The following is a 20,827-nucleotide window of genomic DNA, read 5'->3' as shown; positions in this document are numbered from 1 at the left end:
ATTAAAAACCGGACAAAATAAGGAATATTTTGTTAAATTTATATTACAAAACCCCATTATCGAGATGATTTTCTAGCGCTTCCCGCATATTTTTATTAGGTTTGTTTTATAGATGGAACCATCCTGAGTTTCCTGTAAATCACAGCCTCATTACCATCGAAAAAACAAATTGAAAGAAACGCGCTCATGTATTACCATGGCAGGTGAGCAGCCATAAAAATATTTATTCTGATGAAAAAAACAATAGTCATCACTATTTTATTATTCATAGCCGTCATTGCGGCAACGATCTATCTTTTCGGAGATTTTAATAAAAATAACAAACAGGATTCCAAGGCCTTACAATACTTACCAGAAAACACCCTGGCCATAGCATCTTTCGCCAACGACGAGACTGTAGATACGATATTTAATGAATACGAATTATTTAAGGCCATCCTAGGCCACGTAAATTTTGGTGATCTCGAACGATTAAAAGGACAATTGCTACACAGTGAACAACTCAGTCCCTTTGTTACAGGCCAACAGATCTTATTATCTTTTCACCAGGAAAAAGATCAGATAACTCCACTTTATAGTGTACAGGTGGGACAAAGTCTGGACAATAATTCACTAGGGACGCTTATTGGTCAGATAGGCAACAATTATAAAGTACAACCATTTGATACCCTAGGTCAACGATTCTACGGTCTCAATAAGGGAATAAAAGACAGCACCCTCTATTGTGCCTATTCGCATGAAATTATTTTTGCCAGTTATTCAAAGCAGGTTCTCGCGCAAATTTTCGACAAGAATGTCCGAAAAATAAATACAAAACAGATTGAGTTCTTTGTCAATCACAACAATAAAAATACCCCCCTCAGTTTGTATGTTTTCAATGAACAGCTCGCGCAGGTTGCCCGCATATTGATGAAATCAAAATTTGGGAATTACCTCAATTTAATCGATTCCCTAAAAGGGCAAACCTCCTGGAATATGAGTTTTAAACAGGATGCTCTTATCTTTAAGGGTGAAACAGATCTTACGGGAAGTAAAAACAGCTACCTGCAGTTATTTACCAATCAAACACCGCAAGTCCAGGCCTTAGGGAATTACTTGCCAAAAAATGCGGCTTCTTATATTGATTTCAGTATTTCAGATGCAGCCAGCTTTCATTCAGGATTAAAAGAGCTGTTGATCCAGCAAAAAGAATATGACCGTATAAACAAAAGCGTTAAAAATTTTGAAGATGATACTAAAATTTCTTTTGACAGCGTCATCACTCCCCTCTTCAATGATGAATTCGCACTAGCTGAATTAGATAATCAAGATGTACTTGGATTAATCAGCTTATCAGATTCCAGCTTATTTGCAAATAACTTCAAAAAATTCAGTTCTTCTGTTGGTGACTCAATCTATCAATTTAAATATTCTCACCTCTTATATGCCTCTTTTGGTGAACCGTTCAAGGGCTTCACAAGGCCCTATTTTACCGTCGTTGACAATATTATGGTTATCGCAAGTAGAACAGGAATCTTACGCGATTATCGTGAATCATTCCGTGAGAAGCAATTTTTATCGGGCACTGCTATTTTCAAGAATCACGCAGCTTTACAAAATAGCCGCAGCAATGTCACTTTTTATTTGGAACCCAAAGCTGCTAAAAGCAATATTTTGGACAACCTAAAATCTGATTATGCAAAGAATTTTAAAGATGAGGAGCAATTTGGTTTTCAAAATTTTTATTCCTGGTCGTACCAACTGAGTGGCAATCAAGGAACATTCGCATCCAGCTTATATGGGCTTTATAAAAGTGATACACGTTTGGGTGGGAAACCGGAATGGACCGTTCAGCTTGAAAATCGTATCATCAATAAGCCGTGGATTTTGGATCAGGATGGTAAAAGCAAATTCATCATGATCCAGGAACAGGATCATACCGTACATGCGTTTTCGCCAGATGGCAAAGAACTTTGGCAGAACCTTTTCCAGGGCGAGATTTTGGGCGAACCGATTCAATTACAGGATCTCAGTATTGTCATTGTCACCAAAAACCGGCTGTACCGGATTACCCCTGACGGGAAAAATGTAAACGGCTTTTCAGTCGAACTACCATCTACCGCAAGCTACGGTGCCACAGTAACTAACTTCAACAAAGAACAACGGATCTACATCCCGGCCACGGATCGCATTTTGGCTTACACCTTGGATGGCAAGAAAGTGGAGGGAATGGAGAATAATACCGTAGACAGCCGTATTCTTTTTGACCTCAAAACAACAGCTTTAGGCCAGACGAATTACATTATAGCAGGTACTAGTACAGCTTCTGTTTATTTTTTCAATGAAAATGGCAAAATTATGCGAAAGCAAACCCTGGACACTGAGGGCGAAAGTGTTAAAAACCCAATCGGTTTAGTCGCTGCTTCAGATGAAAAGAATTCGTTTGTCTATGTTGCCGATAATAAAGGCAGTGTTTTCAAAGTTCCTTTTGAAGGTGAAGCGAAGAAAATAAAACTGGGAGGCTGGGGCAAAGATGCGTTCTTTAATTTTGAAGATATCAGTGGTGGTGCCGATAGAGATTTTATCATTTTAGCCAACAATAAATTGAATGCCTATAGCGCAAGGGACTCCTCTTCCTATTTTGAATATAAATTCATTGAAGATGCGAGCAACAGGCCATTATTTTTTAAACGTATCGGTAAATCCGATGTATTGGGAGTTGGTACTGACAATCGCATGATTTATGTCTTTGGATCGGATGGCTTGGTACAAGAAGGATTCCCAATGGAAGGCTTTTCAAAGTTCTATTATGGACCGATTAACTATGGCGACAATGCGAATTATTTGATTTGCATGAAAAAGGATTTTAAGGTTTATGTATACAAATTTTAAAAACTTGAAAATCAATTTTTTAACACCAAAACAAAACGAAATAAGATGCAAAAGATGTTTATAAAAAATTTGTCTAATCTAAATTTTTTATAGTAGGTTTGCAGACTTAATATGACTATGCTAAAATCGGAAGAATTAAAAGAATTATTGGCTGAACCAAAGCGCATTGTAATCACCACACATTACAAGCCAGACGGAGATGCATTGGGTTCATCGTTGGGATTATATTTTTGGTTAACCACAAAGGGACACCACGTTAATCTAATCGTACCATCAGATTTTCCTGCTTTTTTAGACTGGCTGCCCGGGTTGGAAAACGTACAGATTTACACACAAAATACCATCCTACATAATCAGCAGATTGAGACAGCAGATGTATTATTCTGCTTGGACTTCAACGGTCTGGGCCGTATCCATGAAATGGGAGATCCTATCCGTCAGGCAAAAGGAATCAAATGCATGATTGATCATCACCTGGATCCAGAAGGGTTCGAAGATTATGCATTTTGGGATCCATCTGCAGCAGCAACCGCACAATTAATCTACCGTTTCTTGGTGAATGAGATGCACGATGGGGACGGTATCAGTGCGGATATGGCAACCTGTCTTTACACAGGTATTATGACCGATACCGGCTCGTTCCGTTTTCGCTCTACGACATCCGAAATCCACCGTATCATTGCGACTTTGATTGACTGTGGCGCACAAAACTGGGCTATCCATGAAGAAATTTACAACAGCTCTTCGGAAAGCCGTCTCAAGTTCCTTGGATTTTGCCTCCTCAACCGTCTCGAAGTCATTCACGAGTACAATACAGCTGTCATTCACGTCACCAAAGAAGACCTCAATCAATTTCAGGTCATCACTGGAGATACCGAAGGTTTGGTCAATTATGCACTTTCCATCAAAGGAATTCGATTAGCTGCGTTAATTATTGACAGAAATGAACAAATTAAACTATCTTTGCGATCGATTGGAGAAGTTCCCTGTAATGAAATCTGTAAATTATATTTCAATGGGGGTGGTCATCTCAACGCTTCTGGCGGAAATTCGAAAGAGAGTTTGGATGCGGTGATCGCAAAATTCAAATCCATTTTACCAAATTATAAAGAAATATTAACAAAATAAGATATCGTAACATACATTAGAAAATGAAGAAAGCAATTCTATTTTTCGCGGCTGCCGGTCTTTTGATGACGTCATGCCAAAAATTCAAAAAGGCTGAAGGTGGTCTTGAGTATAAAATCGTGGATGATAATGCAAAAGAAAAAGCAGTATCTGGCGATTTATTAGCTATTGACATTGTACAATCAACAGATAGAGATTCTGTAATGAGCAGCACTTACGAAATGGGCATTCCTCAGATCGTTCAATTATATCCAGACAGCATTATCGCAAAAAATCCAGGTGATCCAACAGGTTTATTCAAATACGTCGGTGAAGGCGATAGCTTGGTATTCAAAATCAACTTGGATTCCATGGCTGCGAAAACTCACCAACCTAAACCAGAATTTGCTGACAAATTCTTAGTTTTCTCGATCAAAGTAAAAAAACACTTCAAAAAAGGAAAATTAACAGATCAACAATTGGGCGAGCAAGTTCAAAAATACTTTGAAGAAGAATTGAACAAACACAAAGCTGCTGAGCCGGCAAAATTGGAGAAATACATCAAAGATAAAAACTTGAAAACAACAAAAACAGCTTCAGGACTTCAATACGTAATTACGAAACCAGGAACAGGAGCAAACGCTAAAGTAGGTGATTCCCTTCATGTAAACTATGTAGGTTCATTGACTACAGGAGTTGTATTTGACACCAACCTTCCAGATGTTGCTAAGAAAGAGAAAATCTTTATGCCACAACGTCCGTACGAAGCATTGAAATTCCAATTAGGTGTTGACGGTGTCATCCCAGGATGGACTGAAGCATTCCAGTTGTTCAACAAAGGTACGAAAGCGACTTTAGTTATTCCTTCTTCTTTGGCTTACGGTGACCGTCCATCAGGTAAAATCCCTCCTTATGCGCCATTGGTGTTTGAGGTAGAGGTATTGGATATCAAACCAGGAAAAGTTCCAGCGCCAACAACTCCGGGTACAGTAGCTCCAACAGCAACTGCCCCTGCTACAAAAGCTCCGGCAGCTAAAAAATAATTTAGCAGAATAAATTCGCTAACACAAAAGAGAGCCGTTCCAACATGTTGGAACGGCTCTCTTTTGTTTGTTATATTTTTTTTAGACCTGAACCTGTTTTTGCTTATCAGCCTGCTTCAACTTCCTTATCTTCCACCAAAGTACAGCAACTGCTAAGACAAAACAGACGACCATAATGATCGTCAATGCCATTAGCGCTTTATTGGTATGGTAGTTTTCCGCATGTTGGATAAACATCAATCTAAAAATCCGGAGATAATGTGTCGAAGGAATCACATTGGCAATACCCTGTACCCAACCCGGCATTAAACTCGCCGGCCAGGTAAATCCGCTTAAGATAAAAGCGGGCGTCGCGATCACCATCAAGACCTCCGTTGACTTTAACTGAGAAGGCAAAACCACGCTCACTAATACACCGATAAAGCAAACCGCCAGCAAAAAAACGAAAGTGCATAACACAAAACGACCAAAGTCAGCATGCAGTGGCATTCGATAATATTTCCCAAAACCCCAATACAGCAGCAATATTCCGATCGACATCAATACATAAGGCAATATCTTGACGAGAATAAGTCCAATCGGATTGGAAATTTTCCGGACAAGATCAGGAAAGGTATTGCCCTCAAACTCCGAAGAAAAAGACAAGGCCAAGCCCAGTAGCAAGACCTGTTGCAATACGGTAATTAATACTCCGGGCAACATAAAATAGAGGTAATTTCCACTTCGAATATTCTGTTTGACGATGGTGGTCTTAAACGGTTCATACTGTTGAGCTGCTACCTTTGCCGGTACACCACGCTTCATTTGTGACTGAATCTGAATACCCGCTTTCATTGTCATCGCACAGACGTTGACGGCCATTAAGGCCGTATTCGAAGTCAGGGTATTCGCGCCATCAACAAATACCGTCACCTCGGGCAGACGGCTCTGTTGTACCCCCGAAGCAAAGCCCTTGGGAATATGAACAATGGTTGTTGCATCGTATTGGATCGCAACATCCTTCGAATCAAACAAAGAAGGTAATACCTTCGCCACCCGAATGCTTTCATTGTCCGAAAGCATATCTATAAATGAACTACTTAAGGGGCTATTGTCTTCATCAACAACAATAACAGGCATTTCAGTGACCTTTCCCTGTTGATACACATGACCAACCAGCACTCCATACAATACTGGTGCGCCCAAAAAGAGCATCAACAAAACCTTATTGTTAAAAAAGAGCTTAAACTCCCGTTGGATTAATTCTAGAAATCTTTTCACATCCATTCCCTTTAATTCGCATGGAGAACCACAAGCGTTTTTGTTAACAAATCTTTTGTTCCAGCGATATCCTCGGGTACAACCTTTAATTCAAAGACTGCTTGCTGTGGATCAAAATCTGGATACGCTGAAGCGATATTGGCATAAGAATTCAATGCTTTTACGCTAACGATCTTGGCCGATACCTTTTTGTTGCTCAGGTAAGGTATCTCGACGGTTACCGCAGCCCCCTTTTGTAATTTCCCGATCTGATTTTCCGGCAGTGTAAACCTAAAATAGGTAGAGCGGTCAAGAAAACCATTTACAATGGGATAGCCGGCCATGGCCAGTTCACCCACTTTGAGATTGATGGTTTCTACGCTCATGTCCTGCGGCGCAATAACATATTTCTCCTGCGCAGCAACATTCACTTCAGACACAGCGCCAAGTGCCCTTTCTTTTTGACCTAAGGCCATAATCTGTTGTTCCTGCCGAGCTCCGCCCCTCGCTTCCGCCATTTCGGCTTGCGCTGCTAGGTATTGATTTTTTGCCCCTTGGTACTTCGCATAAGTTTCATCATACTTTTGTTGTGGAATCAAACTATCCTGCAATAAAGCTTCAAGTCGACCAATGGATTTCTTCGCAAATTCATACTGCTCTTTCAAGCCATCTACCTTTGCTTGCAGTTGGACCAGCTGTCCTTTGGTCGCGCCTTTGACGGCCATATTATATTGTGCGTCGGCAGATTGCAGCGCCCCTTTCGCTTGCTCTTCCTTTGCATCTACCTCAGGAATATTTAAAATAGCCAATGTATCGCCCGCGCGGACAAAGTCGCCCTCCTCAACTAAGATCCTGGCGATTTTTCCGGGCACTTTTGTGACGACGGTCACCTGTTCACGTTCTACTTTTCCCTCAATAGGTTTTTCTTTCACTTGATTTGTACAGGAAACAAAAATAGACAAGGATAATATCCCATATAAATTTTTCATGTTACTCATGTATAGTTTGTAATAATTTTCCAGAAGTATGTAATAATTCGACGGCAGCATTTCGTTGTTGCAAAACGTTATTAAAATAACCGAGGTTAACCTTATACCAGTCGTTTTCCGCCGCCAGCAATTCCGTCACATCAATCAACCCAGCCTGATATTGCTTTACGGCCATTGATAAGTTGTTTTCAGCGACTTTTAGCTGCTGTTCACCTACTTTCAGTTTCTGATTTCCGGTACTGTAACCTACTTTATTTTTACTTAACAACAGATTAAGTTTTTCCGCTGTATCTTCCCTTTTAGTCGCATTAATGGTTTGGTCAAGCTTAACTTGTTTAATTTTGTTATGATGTTCTCCGCCGGTATAGAGGTCCCATTTTACCCCGAGCCCAACCAATAGATTTGGACTTCCTTTGATTGAATTTAAGGGCAGATTCACTGTTCCCAATAGTGGCTGGTCTTTTATGCTCAATTTTGAATTGAATACGTTTAAGTAATTTGCCGATCCGAAAGCAAAAACAGCTGGTAGAGATCCCCCCTTTTCCTTTTTGTATAAATATTCATAAGCTTTTGATGATGCTTCCAGCGCTTTAAGTTCCGATCGTTGCTCAACATCGTTGGGTATTTCCGACAAAAATATCGGCTTTAGTCCATAGTGAATGCCGCCAACCTCCTGAAATGCAACTCCAGTTTCCTGCTCAATCTTCTGACAAAGGAGATCACGATTTCCGGCAAGCTCCACCTTCTTCTCTTCTAATTCAAGGAGCGCCAATTTGAGTTTATCTCGATCATACGGAATAGCCAAGCCATTTTGTATCGCTTTATTGACTTTCTCCTGCTCTTTTTTTAGTCTTTTTTCCGAATCTGCAATAAGTTTGTCGACTTCGTCCAGAAGCATCAACTGGTCAAAGGAAGCGATAATATCCTTTGAGAGCGTCTCACGGCTCGCAGATTCCAAATATTGCTGTGCCACAGCTTTCTCTTGGAGTGCCTTTATGCCATTGGGAATCTGTAGTCCCGAAAAAATAATTTGTTTTACCGAAACACCGGCATATGCGGCCTGCCCATGCATACTGAATCCCGTCGCACCCTCAAAAAGCCCCAGGTTCAGCAGTGGAACATTCACAGTCGGAATATCCACGCTACCATTGCTATGCACATACCCATATAGCCCCAATGCGGAAACATGGGGCAGCCTGTTGGCTTTTACCCCTTCGGCCTCCAGCCTTGCTTTATCAACTTCATATGCCTTCAGTTTCAACTCCTTATTTGTTTGAAAGGCCTTTTGAATAATATCTTTTACCGATGGGTCAATCAGTGACTGCGCATGCAGCTTATTTAAACCGATAAGCGATGCAAAGGTGAACAAACCCATACATAGTTTCTTATTCATCATATGATTCATTTATTCTTTAAAAAATAGGGCAACAACCGTTCTTCTGTTTAACAGCAAATAGTAAAGTATGTTTTACAACTTGCCATTTTTTCCAAGATAAGAAAAAAGTATAGCCATATAGGACCCGAATTCTCTTTTTTGGCTTTATAGCTAAAATATCCAATAAGAAGAGAATTCGTTATTAATTTTCATTTTGTTAATTAATAAGTTATCTTTGGAGAACGAATTGAAATTTTGGTAATGAAGCCTACCTCTTTATTCGATAATAACAAAAAGAAGTTTTTTACCCTAACCCGCTTTTGCCTCCACGCAGAAAACTATGTTGCTTACTGATACACATACACACATCTACTACCATTCAGGTACCAATAAACTGCAAGAACATTTACAACGTTGTTTAGACAACCATATAGAACGTCTTTTTTTGCCAAACGTAAATAGTGCTTCCATCAAACCTGTATTCGATACGGTTGCAGCTTATCCAGAACACTGTTTTCCTATGCTAGGACTACATCCCTGCGACGTTAAGGAAAACTATGTGGACGAATTAAACAACATCCAAAAGAGTTTGGAGATTAACAAAGTCCATGCCATAGGTGAAATCGGGCTGGATCTTTATTGGGACAAAAGTACGCTAAACATCCAAAAAGATGCTTTTCGAACACAGGTAAAATGGGCTAAGGAGCTTAATTTACCGATAGATATTCATTGCCGTGAGGCATTCACCGAATTGTTCGAATTATTGGAAGAGCTTAAGGATGATAAACTGTTTGGTATACTCCATTGTTTCACGGGGACATTGGAACAGGCCCAGCATGCGATTGACTTAGGCTTTGCACTTGGAATAGGTGGTGTTGTCACCTTTAAAAAAGCAGGTCTGGACAATGTCGTCAAGGAAATCGACTTAAAACATATCGTCCTTGAAACAGATGCGCCCTACCTCGCTCCTGCCCCTTACCGAGGTAAAGAAAATGAGAGCAGCTACCTGATTTATGTAGCCCAAAAGGTCGCTGACCTACACGCGATTCCTATTGAACAGGTCGCAGAAATTACAACCGCGAATTCAAAACGTATTTTTGGTATATAATCTATAGAATCCCATGCACAATATTTTTATTATCTACACTGGCGGAACCATAGGAATGGTCAAAGACGAAACGGGCACCTTTGTTCCCTTCGACTTTGAGCTGATAAAGCGTAATCTTCCTGATTTAAGCCGTCTGGATTATAAACTGACCGTACACTCTTTCGAACCGATCATCGACTCTTCCAACATGAAACCGGAGATCTGGATCGAAATGGCCCAGATCATCAAGGAGAATTACGCGAGCTACGATGGTTTTGTCATTCTACATGGATCGGATACGATGGCATTCACAGCTTCTGTGTTAAGTTTTATGCTTGAGGGCCTGCAAAAACCCGTCATTCTTTCTGGCTCACAATTGCCCATTGGAGAGATCCGCACAGATGCACGCGAAAATATGATGACAGCGCTGGAAATTGCTTCTGCCAAACAGGACGGTGTTTCGATTATACAGGAAGTCTGCATCCTGTTCGACAACAAATTATTCCGGGGAAACCGCTCTTTCAAATATAACTCTGCCAAATTTGAAGCGTTTAGATCCCCCAATTACCCGGTACTGGTCGAAGCTGGCATTCACCTGAAATACAATACCGATGCGTTATTAAATAATATTGATAAGGAATTTATCTTACATACCAAACTGGATAACCGTGTTGCTGTATTGAAGCTTTTCCCCGGAATTTCCGCACAGACCATCAAATCTGTTCTAGATTCGGATGTGCGATCTATTGTGATGGAAACTTTTGGTTCGGGAAATACCACGACAGATAGCTGGTTTTTGGATTTATTAAAAGGAGCTATAGATCAGGGGAAAAATATCCTTAATATTTCACAATGTAAGGTTGGTTCAGTAGAACTTGGGCGTTACGAAACTTCACAGGGCCTGAAAGCCATCGGTGTGCTTAATGGGTACGATCTTACATTTGAAGCTGCTGTCACTAAGCTTATGTACCTTCAGGGCGAGCTCGAAGATCAAAAAGAAGTTGCCTATTGGGTAGAAAAAGATATTCGCGGCGAACTGACGGTTAACGATTAGAAAAAGGTACTAAAAGATAGGTGTGAAAACTAATGAACAAGGATTATGGACTGGCAGAATAAGCTTAGGCTTACCCAGCTAACATCTTTGATCCTTGTTCATTATTCTTTATTTTTTATGGCTTTCATCTATCTCAGCCAACACTTCAGCTACCACAAAATTACTTCCGCCCACAAAAATCAGATCTCCCCTTTCGTATGTAGCCTTCGCCGCTGCAAAAGCTTGGCGTACAGAAAAATAGTCTTCACCATTCAGGTTAAAAGTTGCAGCTTCCTCGCGAAGTAAATCCGAAGGCATTGCCCTCGGCATATCCGGTGCAGCAAAATAATAAACTGCCTCCTTGGGCAGGTAAGGCAGCATGTGTGTTAGGTCTTTATCGCGCATAGCCCCAATGACAAAGTGTAATTTGTTATAGCTAGTCGCATTTAGATTTTTCAACACCTCATGAATGCCGTCCTCGTTATGTCCCGTATCGCAGATGATAAAAGGATCTTTGGACAGCTGTTGCCAACGTCCCTGAATACCTGTGGCAGACTGGACATGCTTTAAGGCTTCATGTACATGGAACGAGCTAATTTCAAAGCCTTGCTTACGTAGTTCATCCACAGCCAAAAGGACACCAGCCAGATTCTTCACCTGATAGGAGCCTTTCAGATCAAGCTGATAATGATCAATTATACCATGACCGTCAATAGCCTCTATGCTGAGATAATCTTGATCAACGGCCAACATCCTGGTTTGATAAACCTGAGACGCAAATTGAATGGGAGCTGTCTCGGTATGGGCCTTATCCAAGAATACAGCTGCTGTTTCGGCAGCATACTCAGAAATTACAACTGGTGTATTTTTTTTGATAATGCCTGCTTTTTCGCCAGCAATCTCCACCAGTGTATTTCCAAGCAGGTTCATGTGGTCGAAACCGATATTAGTAATGACAGAAAGTAAGGGTTGGATGATATTGGTGCTGTCCAATCGTCCGCCGAGCCCGACTTCGATCACAGCAAGATCAACTTTACATTTTTCAAAATAGTCAAAAGCCATCGCTACGGTGATTTCGAAAAAAGAAGGCTGCACATCTTCGATCAGCGCCTTATGCTTTTGAACAAAATCCGTCACAAATTCCTGTTCGCACATAGCGCCATTGACACGGATACGTTCTCTGAAATCCAGCAGATGGGGAGAGGTATAGAGTCCGGTTTTATAACCTGCCTGCGCTAATATCGCTGCCAACATATGGGATGTAGATCCCTTTCCATTAGTACCGGCAATATGTAAGGTTTTGAATTTTCGCTGTGGATTATCCAGCGCGTTGCAAAGTCTGATGGTATTGTCAAGGTCTTTTTTGAAGGCTGAGGCACCATCCCTTGTAAACATAGGCAATCGAGTATATAAATACTCGATTGCCTCTTTATAAGCATTCATCTGAATGATTTTTTATCTTAATCTAAAATTGAACACAATCCGTCCTGTTTGGGAATCTGGAGCATTAGGCAATTGATTTAGCCTTGCACCGCGGACAGCACGTTCACATTTCTCCAACAAGGAAGGATCCGTGATTGTAGTACCTTTTACTCCGGCGCGCGCGTAGGTAATTACGCCTTGTTTATTCACTCTGAATTCCACGGCAACCTTTCCGGCCTGTTGGCCATTATCGTCGATGCTCGGCCGCTGCGTAAAACTACGGTTTTCAATGGACAACATCATGTTCCCATTACCGGATCCACCTTCGCCATAATTGCTGGCCAAAGGGTCCCCCAGCTTAGAGCCCTGGTTGCCCGGTGTTGTACCAGTCCCGTCCCCGGCACCCTTACCATTGTTTTTATTCCCCTTGAAAAGCGCTTTCGCATTTGCCTGAGGCGCCACTTCTTTGGTCTCTTTGGTCGTTTCGGGTGCTTTAGACACTACTTTTTTCTCCGTTTTTGTCACTGCCGGAGCTTCTTCTAGGTCTTGTGTGACAACCGCCTTTTCAGCAACTTGCTGTGTAGGAGTTGGGGTTGGGGTCTCCACAGGATCGATACGATCCGGACGCTCATTATTTGCATTAGGATCTACAGAGGGTTCTTCCACACTCATATAATCGTCTCCCATTCCTTCAGGAGAAGTACCATAGTTGACAATCATACCGCCCATACCATACTCATCCGGTGCCTGCGCCTTAAAAACCACAAAGAAACCAATCAAAAGCAGTGATGCCATGACCAATGTAGATATCCCCAAGGCCTTGGGGAAATTATTTTCTTCATGTTGAAGATGATATCTCATTGTATAAATCTCCTATATTAACATATGAGCAAAAAACTTCAAAAAAGTTTAATTGCCCTACTTATCTTTTTTGGGTTCTGTCGCCAACACCACTTTCACTTTCAGACGATTGGCTACATCCATGACCGAAATCACGTTCTGGATAGGAACGGTATTATCGACATACAGCATAATGGTCAATTCTTCGCCACTGGCCATCTGCGATTGGATTGCAGCTTCCAAACCTTCTATCGGAACAGGGTTTTTATCGATGAAATAACCCAATTCCTTTGTGATAGATACAGTAATCGTCTTTTTCGCAACAGACTGCTCTCCTGCGCTTGACTTAGGCAACAATAGCTTGACCACTTGCGGATTCGAAACTGCCGACGCCAACAGGAAAAACAACATCAGGAAAAACATGATGTCGTTTAGCGCTGAAGTATGGACTTCGGCAGATGGTTTATTTTTTCTACTTCGTAAGTTCATTATCTTCCTGGTTCATCCAATAAATCAATAAATTCTACCGCATCGGTTTCCATACGTAAAATCAATCGTTCAACCATCATATTTAAGATATGATAGCCCAAATAAGCCAAGATACCGACTGCAAGACCTGACGCTGAAGACACCATTTTCACATATAGACCACCGGATACAGATGCAATGTCGATACCTCCCGCCAATTCTACCTCATGGAAAATCTTGATTACCCCAAAGATAGTACCAACGAAACCAAGCATCGGAGCGATACCAGCGATGATACCGAGAATATTGATATTTTTCTCCAATTTGGCAACTTCTAATTTACCGACATTTTCGATAGCCCCTTCAATGTCTTTGATCGGTCTGCCCACGCGTAATAGTCCTTTTTGCAACATGCGTCCTAAGGCCGAATTGCTGGAGCGACATACAGCCAACGCAGAGTCCAAATTTCCAGACAATACATTTGCTTTCACTTGAGACATCAAACTATTATCGTATCTGGCGGCTCTTCGAATGGTCAGATAGCGTTCAAAGAAGATAACCAATCCAATAAAGAACAATAATAGGATTGGAACCATTATCCATCCCCCTTTGATCATCATATCGATCAAACTCATGTTTTCTGTACTAGCAGCAGCAGGTAATGGTTGTTGCGCAGCTTGATTAAACGTATCTACAGCAGCCCTGGCTGTATCTTGCACTAATGACATAATTATTAATAGTTTTATATAGTTTCTATAATGTTTCTACCCATGCACCTTCAATTTTCTTCTCTACAGATTTTTGAGCGAGGTCAGCCTCTGCTTTTGTCATGTAGGTATTCAAGATGATCTTCTTTCTATTCTTTTTATGCTTACCTTCCACTGCGCGGGCAGTCTTGTAGCCTAGCATCCGAAGACGTTTTGCCTCCTCCTCTGCCTGAGCCATTGTCCGTGCCGAACCGATCACAAGCTGATATTTCGGCTGTGCTACGGGTATGGATTCTTTGATGACTGGATCCGCCTGCAAAACAGGAGTAGCTTTTTCAGCCGTCGCTGTCTTCTTGCCTGCATCTACAGCTGTCCCCTTTAATGAATCTGTTGTTGCTTTTGCTAAGGAATCTACCTTTTTTAAACTATCCGCCGCAAGCACATTTGATGATGAATCACTGGCTGGCAGATTATTTTTTTGAACGATTGTGTCAGCAGCAGGTTTTAGTGCAGGCTGGACTCCTCCAAATAATGAATTTTTCAATCCCGGATTCGTATATAATACTCCTACAGCAATCATAACCAATACAATGACTGCTGTTAGCCAGTACCATATCGCATTCGAATTGCGTGGTTCCTCCTCATAAATATGGGGTGCATAAGTAGAATTTGCAGCAGCAATGGCGCCAACTTCTTTTTGCGAAGCAATCTGCTCCTCCGTAAGCGCTGTGGTATCCTCCGGATTAGCGATAACAGGTACCGTCACGGTATCCAACAGTTCGTCATCCGCAGGGCTAGCTTCTTCTTCTCCTTCCGGATTATCAGTTTCTACCACTGATTCAACAATAGGTTCGGCCACAGGAAGCGAATCCTTATTGGCAAGAGCCTCAGATTCTTGTTCCTCCTGTTCAGCTTGCTCTTCGTTTTCAGTACGAGCTGTTGCTTCAACGACAGGTTCATCCGCATCGATTTCCCCAATAATATCTTCTGATGGAGTAGATTCGATCGGATCAGCAAGCCCGTGTTCATCTTCGCGTACCGGAATAACGGTTTCGATTTCGGGGCCAACAAGATTGACAACGGGTTGAAAATTAAAACCAGAGAGGTCCAACGGTTTGAACACCAAACTCGAACCATAGCTAATCAACAGACCGAGATCGTCCAGTTTCACCTGACCAAATTGCCCTAGGTCATTTCGCAATGCACCAACAGTATCATCCAGTATTTGTTGGGCTTGCCCCAAACTCAAATGTTCTTGCTGTTGGATATAATGCACAATATTAAATCCCTGTTGTGCAGAATAGTCCAGCTCGACATAGGAAATAGGCGGCAAAAACACATTATTCTGTTTATCGAATTGAGCCGGAGAATGAATTCTTTTGAACACACCTATCCCGGGCACGTATACTTCCGCATAACGTCTTAATAAACTATTGATGTTTTTGCCTAGATTCATTGTTCTCTGATTTAAAATGCAAATTTATAATCTTAATTCGTTAAAACGAATAATTAAGACCACCAATTACATTGAAACCCAATCTTGGATAATACATGTAACGCTCATATTCCTTTCCAAAGATATTATTTGCTTTCACGAAAACACCAAATTGTTTTTTAATTCGGTATTCAGCACCAGCATTTAGATCAGCAAAGGAAGCTATCGTCACCTTGTGGCCACTATCCGCTACACGACTGCCATCGCTGTTGTAATTGTAAACATATGCATAGGTATTACCTTGGCTAGAAAGCTCTGCATCGACAAAGAATTTATCCGAGATATTGAACCTTGCATTGGCTTGCAACCTAAATTTCGGTAAGCCCCAAGCCTCTTCCTCATCGCTCAGATTATAGTCATCAATAAATACTTTACCACCTAGATTAACCAATTGTGATAGACGTACATTGATCTCCCCTTCCAGTCCCATATGCTTAGCTTTATTGATCTGGCCATCATATACCACATCAAAAGCCCAGGGAATATAACCATCCTGGCCATTGCCAAATGCACTATTTTTGAATAAAGGCAATCCCTCGATCTGTTTGTAAAAAACCTTTACTTTATAGCCAAATGTCGCACCGGCATTACCTTTTAAACCACCGTATACATTCAATTTTTCAATTGAATTGGCAATCCTGACGTTTGGTGCCAAATAAGGATTTTCCTTCGCAAAATTTCGGAAGGAACCTTGTCTTACATTACCATTAACTCCGGCAAATAAAGAGACATATTCCGGAACCAAAGAAAAATCTGCTTCAACCGATGGAAAAACATTAAAACGGGACTCATCACCAAATTCCGAAGTCAGGTTGGCACCCAAAGTGACATTATAGCTATCTCCTTTAAATCGAATATACGGATTGATCAAAAACAAATTGTTCTTCACATTTGCCGTATCATTTTCGTTTTTGACATCGTTCATGGTGACGCTCAGGTTGGCTCCAACATTGAAAGCACTCATGCGTTTGTTCAGATAGCCGGACAAAGCGAAAGAATTTTCTTTTGCCTTGTAGGCATCCTTGAATAAGTAACCATCTACTTTGGCAGAGTAGCTCATCGCCTGCTCATTTTTTGGATCAACGTTACTTGTCAACTCCCCGTTTAAATAAATATCGGTGAATGTTTGCTTATCTGGTGAGGTATTCAATAATGTCGTCCCTGGTTGGTCAAATGTCTGACCGTAGAAATTTGTACCATATCTATTGTAGCCTAAAGTACCTTTTACAGTCACGGCATCCAGTACACGGCGTCCAAAAATACCAATATCCTGTGTACTGAACTTCTGTCCATCAATATTGCCCTTTTGGCTTAAGTGTTTTGCAAATAATCCAAAACGCGTATTTTCAAACTGCTCTGACGCTAAATATGCTTCACCTAAAATCGAGTTATAATTACCTATTCCAAATTTAACATAATTGCTGCTATGTTCAAAAGGTTGTGCAAACGGTATTTCCTGCACATTCAATTGTTTCAGACCAGTATTGATATCCAATTTTTTGTCAATAATATTACCATAGTTTAATTTGGGCTGATATTCCCGTTTGTTGGTCATATCAGGACTACGACGGATTTTTACAGCATCTGCAAGAATCGGTTTGTAATCACGAACAACATCAAAAGAATCAATAGTGACCGGTTTTTCAGGATCATTCTTCTTGCCTGTTTCCTGTGCAAAAGAATTCAATCCCACGCCCATCAAAAGCGCTGCTAAGGTATATTTCTTCACATTTCTATTTTGCAACTTCTTCATTGTATCCTATTTCTTTTTGTTGTTCAATTTATTTAGACGCTCTTTCGCAGCAGGCAAAACATCATCTTTCGCATCGTAGTTATCCACAATTGATTCCAATGTCGCTTTCGCCTGGAATGTATCGCCTTTACCCGCATAGGCATCAGCCATCGTAATAAAGCTTTTTGCTACCCAATATTCATAAGAGGAGAAATTGTCCGACAAATCCATTGCTGTTTTGATACAGGCATCGTATTGTTTATTTTCCAATTGAATAACCGCGACATTATATTTAGCTTCCGCACCGTATACGGTACGGCTCTTCAAAGCTGCTAAACTGAATTCTTTCATTGCTTCAGTTTTCTTATTCTGCTTCACATAGCATTTACCCGCATACAAGAATGCATTCGCGATTTCTTCCTCAGAAGATTTTTCGTAATTCTTAACAGCGTTGGTATAATTTAAAGCTTCCTTATAGTCTCCAATTTGGTAATAGGAAACCATCAGGTTGTTAATTGCAAAACCGTAGTTAGATTTGTATTCAGAAGTAAGCTCCAATTTTTTCAACAACTGTGTTGCTTCATTATATTTCTTCTGTTTCAAATATAAATTTGACACTGAAATCAACGTACGTTCAGTATATGGAGAAGTCCAGTCATTCAAGATAATATTGTAATCGTGCAAGGCATCTTCTGTATTTCCCAATGCCGCATTACTTTCCGCACGAACGAAGCGCGCATATTTCTCTTGGTTTGGTTTCGGAAATTTATCGAAATACGCATTTACAGCTTCTACAGCTCCTTGGTAATTACCTCTGGAGAACAAAGTCGTTGCTGTCGAGAACGTACGTGAATCTTGCTCAGACTTCGAAACGTCGCCCAGATTTGTTCCGGTGGCATATTTGATATATCCAGTCGCATCGCCTTTATCCAGATAGATATTCTCAATTGATCGCATGGCCTGTCTGGCTTCATCCGTAGAAGCGTATTGATCAACGACACGTTGGAATGTCGCTAAAGCAGCATCGTTGTTATCCTGGTTATATTGAACCAGTCCGATGGTCACTAACGCACGAGGTACATAACTGCTTCGTGGATATTTTTCAACCATCGTTTGAAGACCTGAAATTGCCTGATCGCTTTCCCCCATCAAGAAACGTGTATATGGAATCTCAAATGCAATATCATCGGCATAATTGGAACTTGGGAATTGTGCGATGACAGCATTCAGTGTTGAAATTTTACCATTATTGTCGCCTTGCAATCCTTGGATAATACCTCTTTGAAATAAAGCATAATCCTGACTAGGCGCTTTAGATGATATTAATTTGTTATATTCTGTTAATGCTCTCCCGTAGTTTTTGGATGAGAAGTATGAATCACCTAAACGTGCGATGGCATCATTACGTGTATTCATCTCTATTCCTTTCGAACCGCCAGAAGCTAAGAAGCGTTCGAAATAATTCGCTGCGGTATTGTAGTTTCCGTTACGGAAAGCCGCATAAGCCAGGGCGTAATTTGCATAACCGTATACGTCGGTTTTACTTGCCCCCGGCAAACGTAAGAATTTATTGAAATTCGTTACCGCTTCGCCATACTTGCGTACTTCGTACATCGCTTCCGCTTTCCAGTAGGTAGACAACGCGTAGATTTCTTCATCGTAACGGTGCTGTTCTGAACGCAAGAACAAAGAAATTGCATTTTCAAAAGCGCGCTCATTGTAAAACTCCAGACCCCGGTAGTAGGTTACTTTTTGATAAGCCGCATTTGCTTCTTTTCCGCGTTTCGGAATAGACTCCAAAATATCGACCGCATCACGGTAATTTTTAGTACTTAGCAGCACCTCCGCCAATAGCGTTTTCGCTTCTTCCTGGCGTTGTGATTTTGGGTAGGTTTTTAAATATTCCTGCGTAGAAGCCAAGGCGACTTGATGGAACTCCAATTCATACGAAAGCTTCGCATAGTTAAACAATCCCTCTTCTTTCATCGCCGGATCAAAATCCAGTTTGGAGGCTCTGAAGAACGCGTTACGAGCCGACTGCTTATTTCCTTTTTTCAGGAAGCTGTCCCCCAGGGTAATCATGGCGGATTGGTAATACGCATCAGGTTCTGTCATTTTCTCCAACTCCGTGATCGCCTTATCGTAATCCTTTAGCTTATAAGCGATATAACCGATCTGATAGCTATCTTGATTATTTTGGGTCTTGCCCTGATCCTGTGCCTGGAACTTATCGTAATAATCTTTTGATGTTTTTAGATCCCCTTTAATAAAGTATGTTGCCGCGATAATACGAAACATCTCCGTCTCATTTTCCTGTTTGGTACGCGATAAGATCGGTAGCGCATAGTCTAAAACATCATCGTAACGTTTATCCAGGAAATACAGCGCCGTAATATAATAAGGATAACTATTTTCAAATTGTTTTGAGCCATTTAACCGCTCAAATTCATTTAATGCAGTTTTATATTCTGCATCTAAATAACATAAATAAGCATAGTAATAGATTGAGGCCTCCTGAAATTCAGTCTTCTGATCTTTCAATCCTTCAAATAAGGGTTTTGCTGTCTTATAATCTTTCGTCATGAAAGAAGCATACCCCAATTTAAAGCGATATTCTACATTTTCTTTACCAGCGAGATTTTTACTGTCAATCTTTGTAAACCATTCAATTGCTTTTACGTAATCCTTTTTAGCATAATATGATTTACCTATCTGAAAGTAAGCTGCTTTAGAATTGGCACTGACAGGAAAATCTTTAATATATTTTAAGAAACGATTTTCGGCATCTGACTCGCCCAATTCCAAGGCGCATACCGCTTGGTAATACCGTACGTTTTCCTTTAATAAGGACAGCTCCTCTGTCTCATCCAATTGTAGGTTGGATTTCGTCCGCAAGGCCTCCACACGATCAAATTGCGCTGATGCGGATCCGAATTTTCCGCGTTCATACAATTCCATTCCGGTCTTGTAAGCCTTGTTGATTTGTTGCCATTCTGTCTGTTGCGCTAATGCTGGCGTCGCCATAACGGTTAGTGCAACTCCCACCTGGTAAATCTTCTTATACATAATATGTGAAACCTTAATATGTTATTTATCTGCAAATGTAAATGAATCTCCCTTCAAACCGAGGTAAATTTGCCTTGACATGCAAATTTATTGAATTCTCTTTTTTGATTGACCGATTTAAGATAAGCCAAAATTTATTGAAAATCAATTCAAATCTACCCATTTTTGGGAGATAGTTTTATTCATTTTACTAAATTATACTTTAATTGAGCTATTTTACACAAAAGTTATTAACATCTGTGAATAACCCAGTATTATAACGGAAATTTTGCACAAAAAATATGCCCGACCAAAAATAAAGTCAGGCATAATATTGTTGATTGATGAATCTGTCAATTTTGTACTCCAACATC

Annotated in this window: 15 protein-coding genes; 5 read left to right on the top strand and 10 right to left on the bottom strand. The window is 40.7% G+C overall.

The window, feature by feature from the left end:
* Positions 1-231 precede the first annotated feature (231 nt).
* The 3 genes from HMAT_RS16825 to HMAT_RS16815 all read left to right on the top strand — a co-directional run bounded on the left by HMAT_RS16825 (position 232) and on the right by HMAT_RS16815 (position 5,021).
* Complete coding sequence (locus HMAT_RS16825; protein ID WP_104383985.1) at positions 232-2,871, top strand: hypothetical protein; 2,640 nt, start codon at positions 232-234, stop codon at positions 2,869-2,871.
* A gap of 117 nt (positions 2,872-2,988) precedes the next feature.
* Complete coding sequence (locus tag HMAT_RS16820; RefSeq protein WP_104383984.1) at positions 2,989-3,999, top strand: bifunctional oligoribonuclease/PAP phosphatase NrnA; 1,011 nt, start codon at positions 2,989-2,991, stop codon at positions 3,997-3,999.
* A 23-nt stretch (positions 4,000-4,022) separates the two neighbouring features.
* A complete protein-coding gene (locus HMAT_RS16815; protein ID WP_104383983.1) occupies positions 4,023-5,021 on the top strand; it encodes an FKBP-type peptidyl-prolyl cis-trans isomerase in 999 nt (332 codons plus the stop codon).
* An 81-nt stretch (positions 5,022-5,102) separates the two neighbouring features.
* Here HMAT_RS16815 and HMAT_RS16810 read toward each other — a convergent pair whose 3' ends face one another.
* From HMAT_RS16810 to HMAT_RS16800, 3 genes are read right to left on the bottom strand one after another with little or no spacing between them, the layout of a single operon-like run.
* Positions 5,103-6,281, bottom strand: a complete 1,179-nt coding sequence (locus HMAT_RS16810) for an ABC transporter permease (protein WP_104384050.1) — start codon at positions 6,279-6,281, stop codon at positions 5,103-5,105.
* Between the two features lie 11 nt (positions 6,282-6,292).
* Positions 6,293-7,249, bottom strand: coding sequence for an HlyD family secretion protein (locus HMAT_RS16805; protein ID WP_104383982.1), 957 nt, complete (start codon positions 7,247-7,249; stop codon positions 6,293-6,295).
* A gap of 1 nt (position 7,250) precedes the next feature.
* Positions 7,251-8,645 carry a TolC family protein gene (locus tag HMAT_RS16800; RefSeq protein ID WP_233789402.1) on the bottom strand — a complete coding sequence of 465 codons (1,395 nt, stop codon included), beginning with the start codon at positions 8,643-8,645 and terminating at the stop codon, positions 7,251-7,253.
* Between the two features lie 319 nt (positions 8,646-8,964).
* Between HMAT_RS16800 and HMAT_RS16795 the strand changes: the two genes are divergently transcribed.
* Both HMAT_RS16795 and HMAT_RS16790 read left to right on the top strand, forming a co-directional pair.
* Positions 8,965-9,732: a TatD family hydrolase gene (locus HMAT_RS16795; RefSeq protein ID WP_104383981.1), complete on the top strand. Its 768-nt coding sequence runs from the start codon at positions 8,965-8,967 to the stop codon at positions 9,730-9,732.
* A 13-nt stretch (positions 9,733-9,745) separates the two neighbouring features.
* Positions 9,746-10,765 carry an asparaginase gene (locus HMAT_RS16790; RefSeq protein ID WP_104383980.1) on the top strand — a complete coding sequence of 340 codons (1,020 nt, stop codon included), beginning with the start codon at positions 9,746-9,748 and terminating at the stop codon, positions 10,763-10,765.
* A gap of 108 nt (positions 10,766-10,873) precedes the next feature.
* Here HMAT_RS16790 and HMAT_RS16785 read toward each other — a convergent pair whose 3' ends face one another.
* From HMAT_RS16785 to HMAT_RS16755, 7 genes are read right to left on the bottom strand one after another with little or no spacing between them, the layout of a single operon-like run.
* Positions 10,874-12,187, bottom strand: coding sequence for a folylpolyglutamate synthase/dihydrofolate synthase family protein (locus tag HMAT_RS16785; protein WP_104383979.1), 1,314 nt, complete (start codon positions 12,185-12,187; stop codon positions 10,874-10,876).
* 12 nt (positions 12,188-12,199) lie between these two features.
* Entirely contained in the window at positions 12,200-13,027 is an 828-nt protein-coding gene (locus tag HMAT_RS16780) for an energy transducer TonB (protein ID WP_104383978.1), read from the bottom strand.
* Between the two features lie 57 nt (positions 13,028-13,084).
* Positions 13,085-13,495: a biopolymer transporter ExbD gene (locus tag HMAT_RS16775; protein ID WP_104383977.1), complete on the bottom strand. Its 411-nt coding sequence runs from the start codon at positions 13,493-13,495 to the stop codon at positions 13,085-13,087.
* The gene (locus HMAT_RS16770) at positions 13,495-14,202 is read right to left on the bottom strand and encodes a MotA/TolQ/ExbB proton channel family protein (RefSeq protein ID WP_104383976.1); all 708 of its coding nucleotides are present in this window, start codon (positions 14,200-14,202) and stop codon (positions 13,495-13,497) included. Before HMAT_RS16770 ends, HMAT_RS16775 begins: the two co-directional genes overlap by 1 nt.
* Before the next feature lie 25 nt (positions 14,203-14,227).
* A complete protein-coding gene (locus HMAT_RS16765; protein ID WP_104383975.1) occupies positions 14,228-15,637 on the bottom strand; it encodes an SPOR domain-containing protein in 1,410 nt (469 codons plus the stop codon).
* A gap of 40 nt (positions 15,638-15,677) precedes the next feature.
* On the bottom strand, positions 15,678-17,429 hold the full coding sequence (locus HMAT_RS16760; protein WP_104383974.1) for a TonB-dependent receptor: 1,752 nt from the start codon (positions 17,427-17,429) through the stop codon (positions 15,678-15,680).
* A 6-nt stretch (positions 17,430-17,435) separates the two neighbouring features.
* The gene (locus HMAT_RS16755; RefSeq protein ID WP_104383973.1) at positions 17,436-20,474 is read right to left on the bottom strand and encodes a tetratricopeptide repeat protein; all 3,039 of its coding nucleotides are present in this window, start codon (positions 20,472-20,474) and stop codon (positions 17,436-17,438) included.
* Positions 20,475-20,827 lie beyond the last annotated feature (353 nt).

Origin of the sequence: Sphingobacterium sp. HMA12 (assembly GCF_002933815.1) — a bacterium.
GTDB lineage: Bacteria > Bacteroidota > Bacteroidia > Sphingobacteriales > Sphingobacteriaceae > Sphingobacterium.
This window is presented reverse-complemented; position numbering and strand designations above follow the sequence as displayed.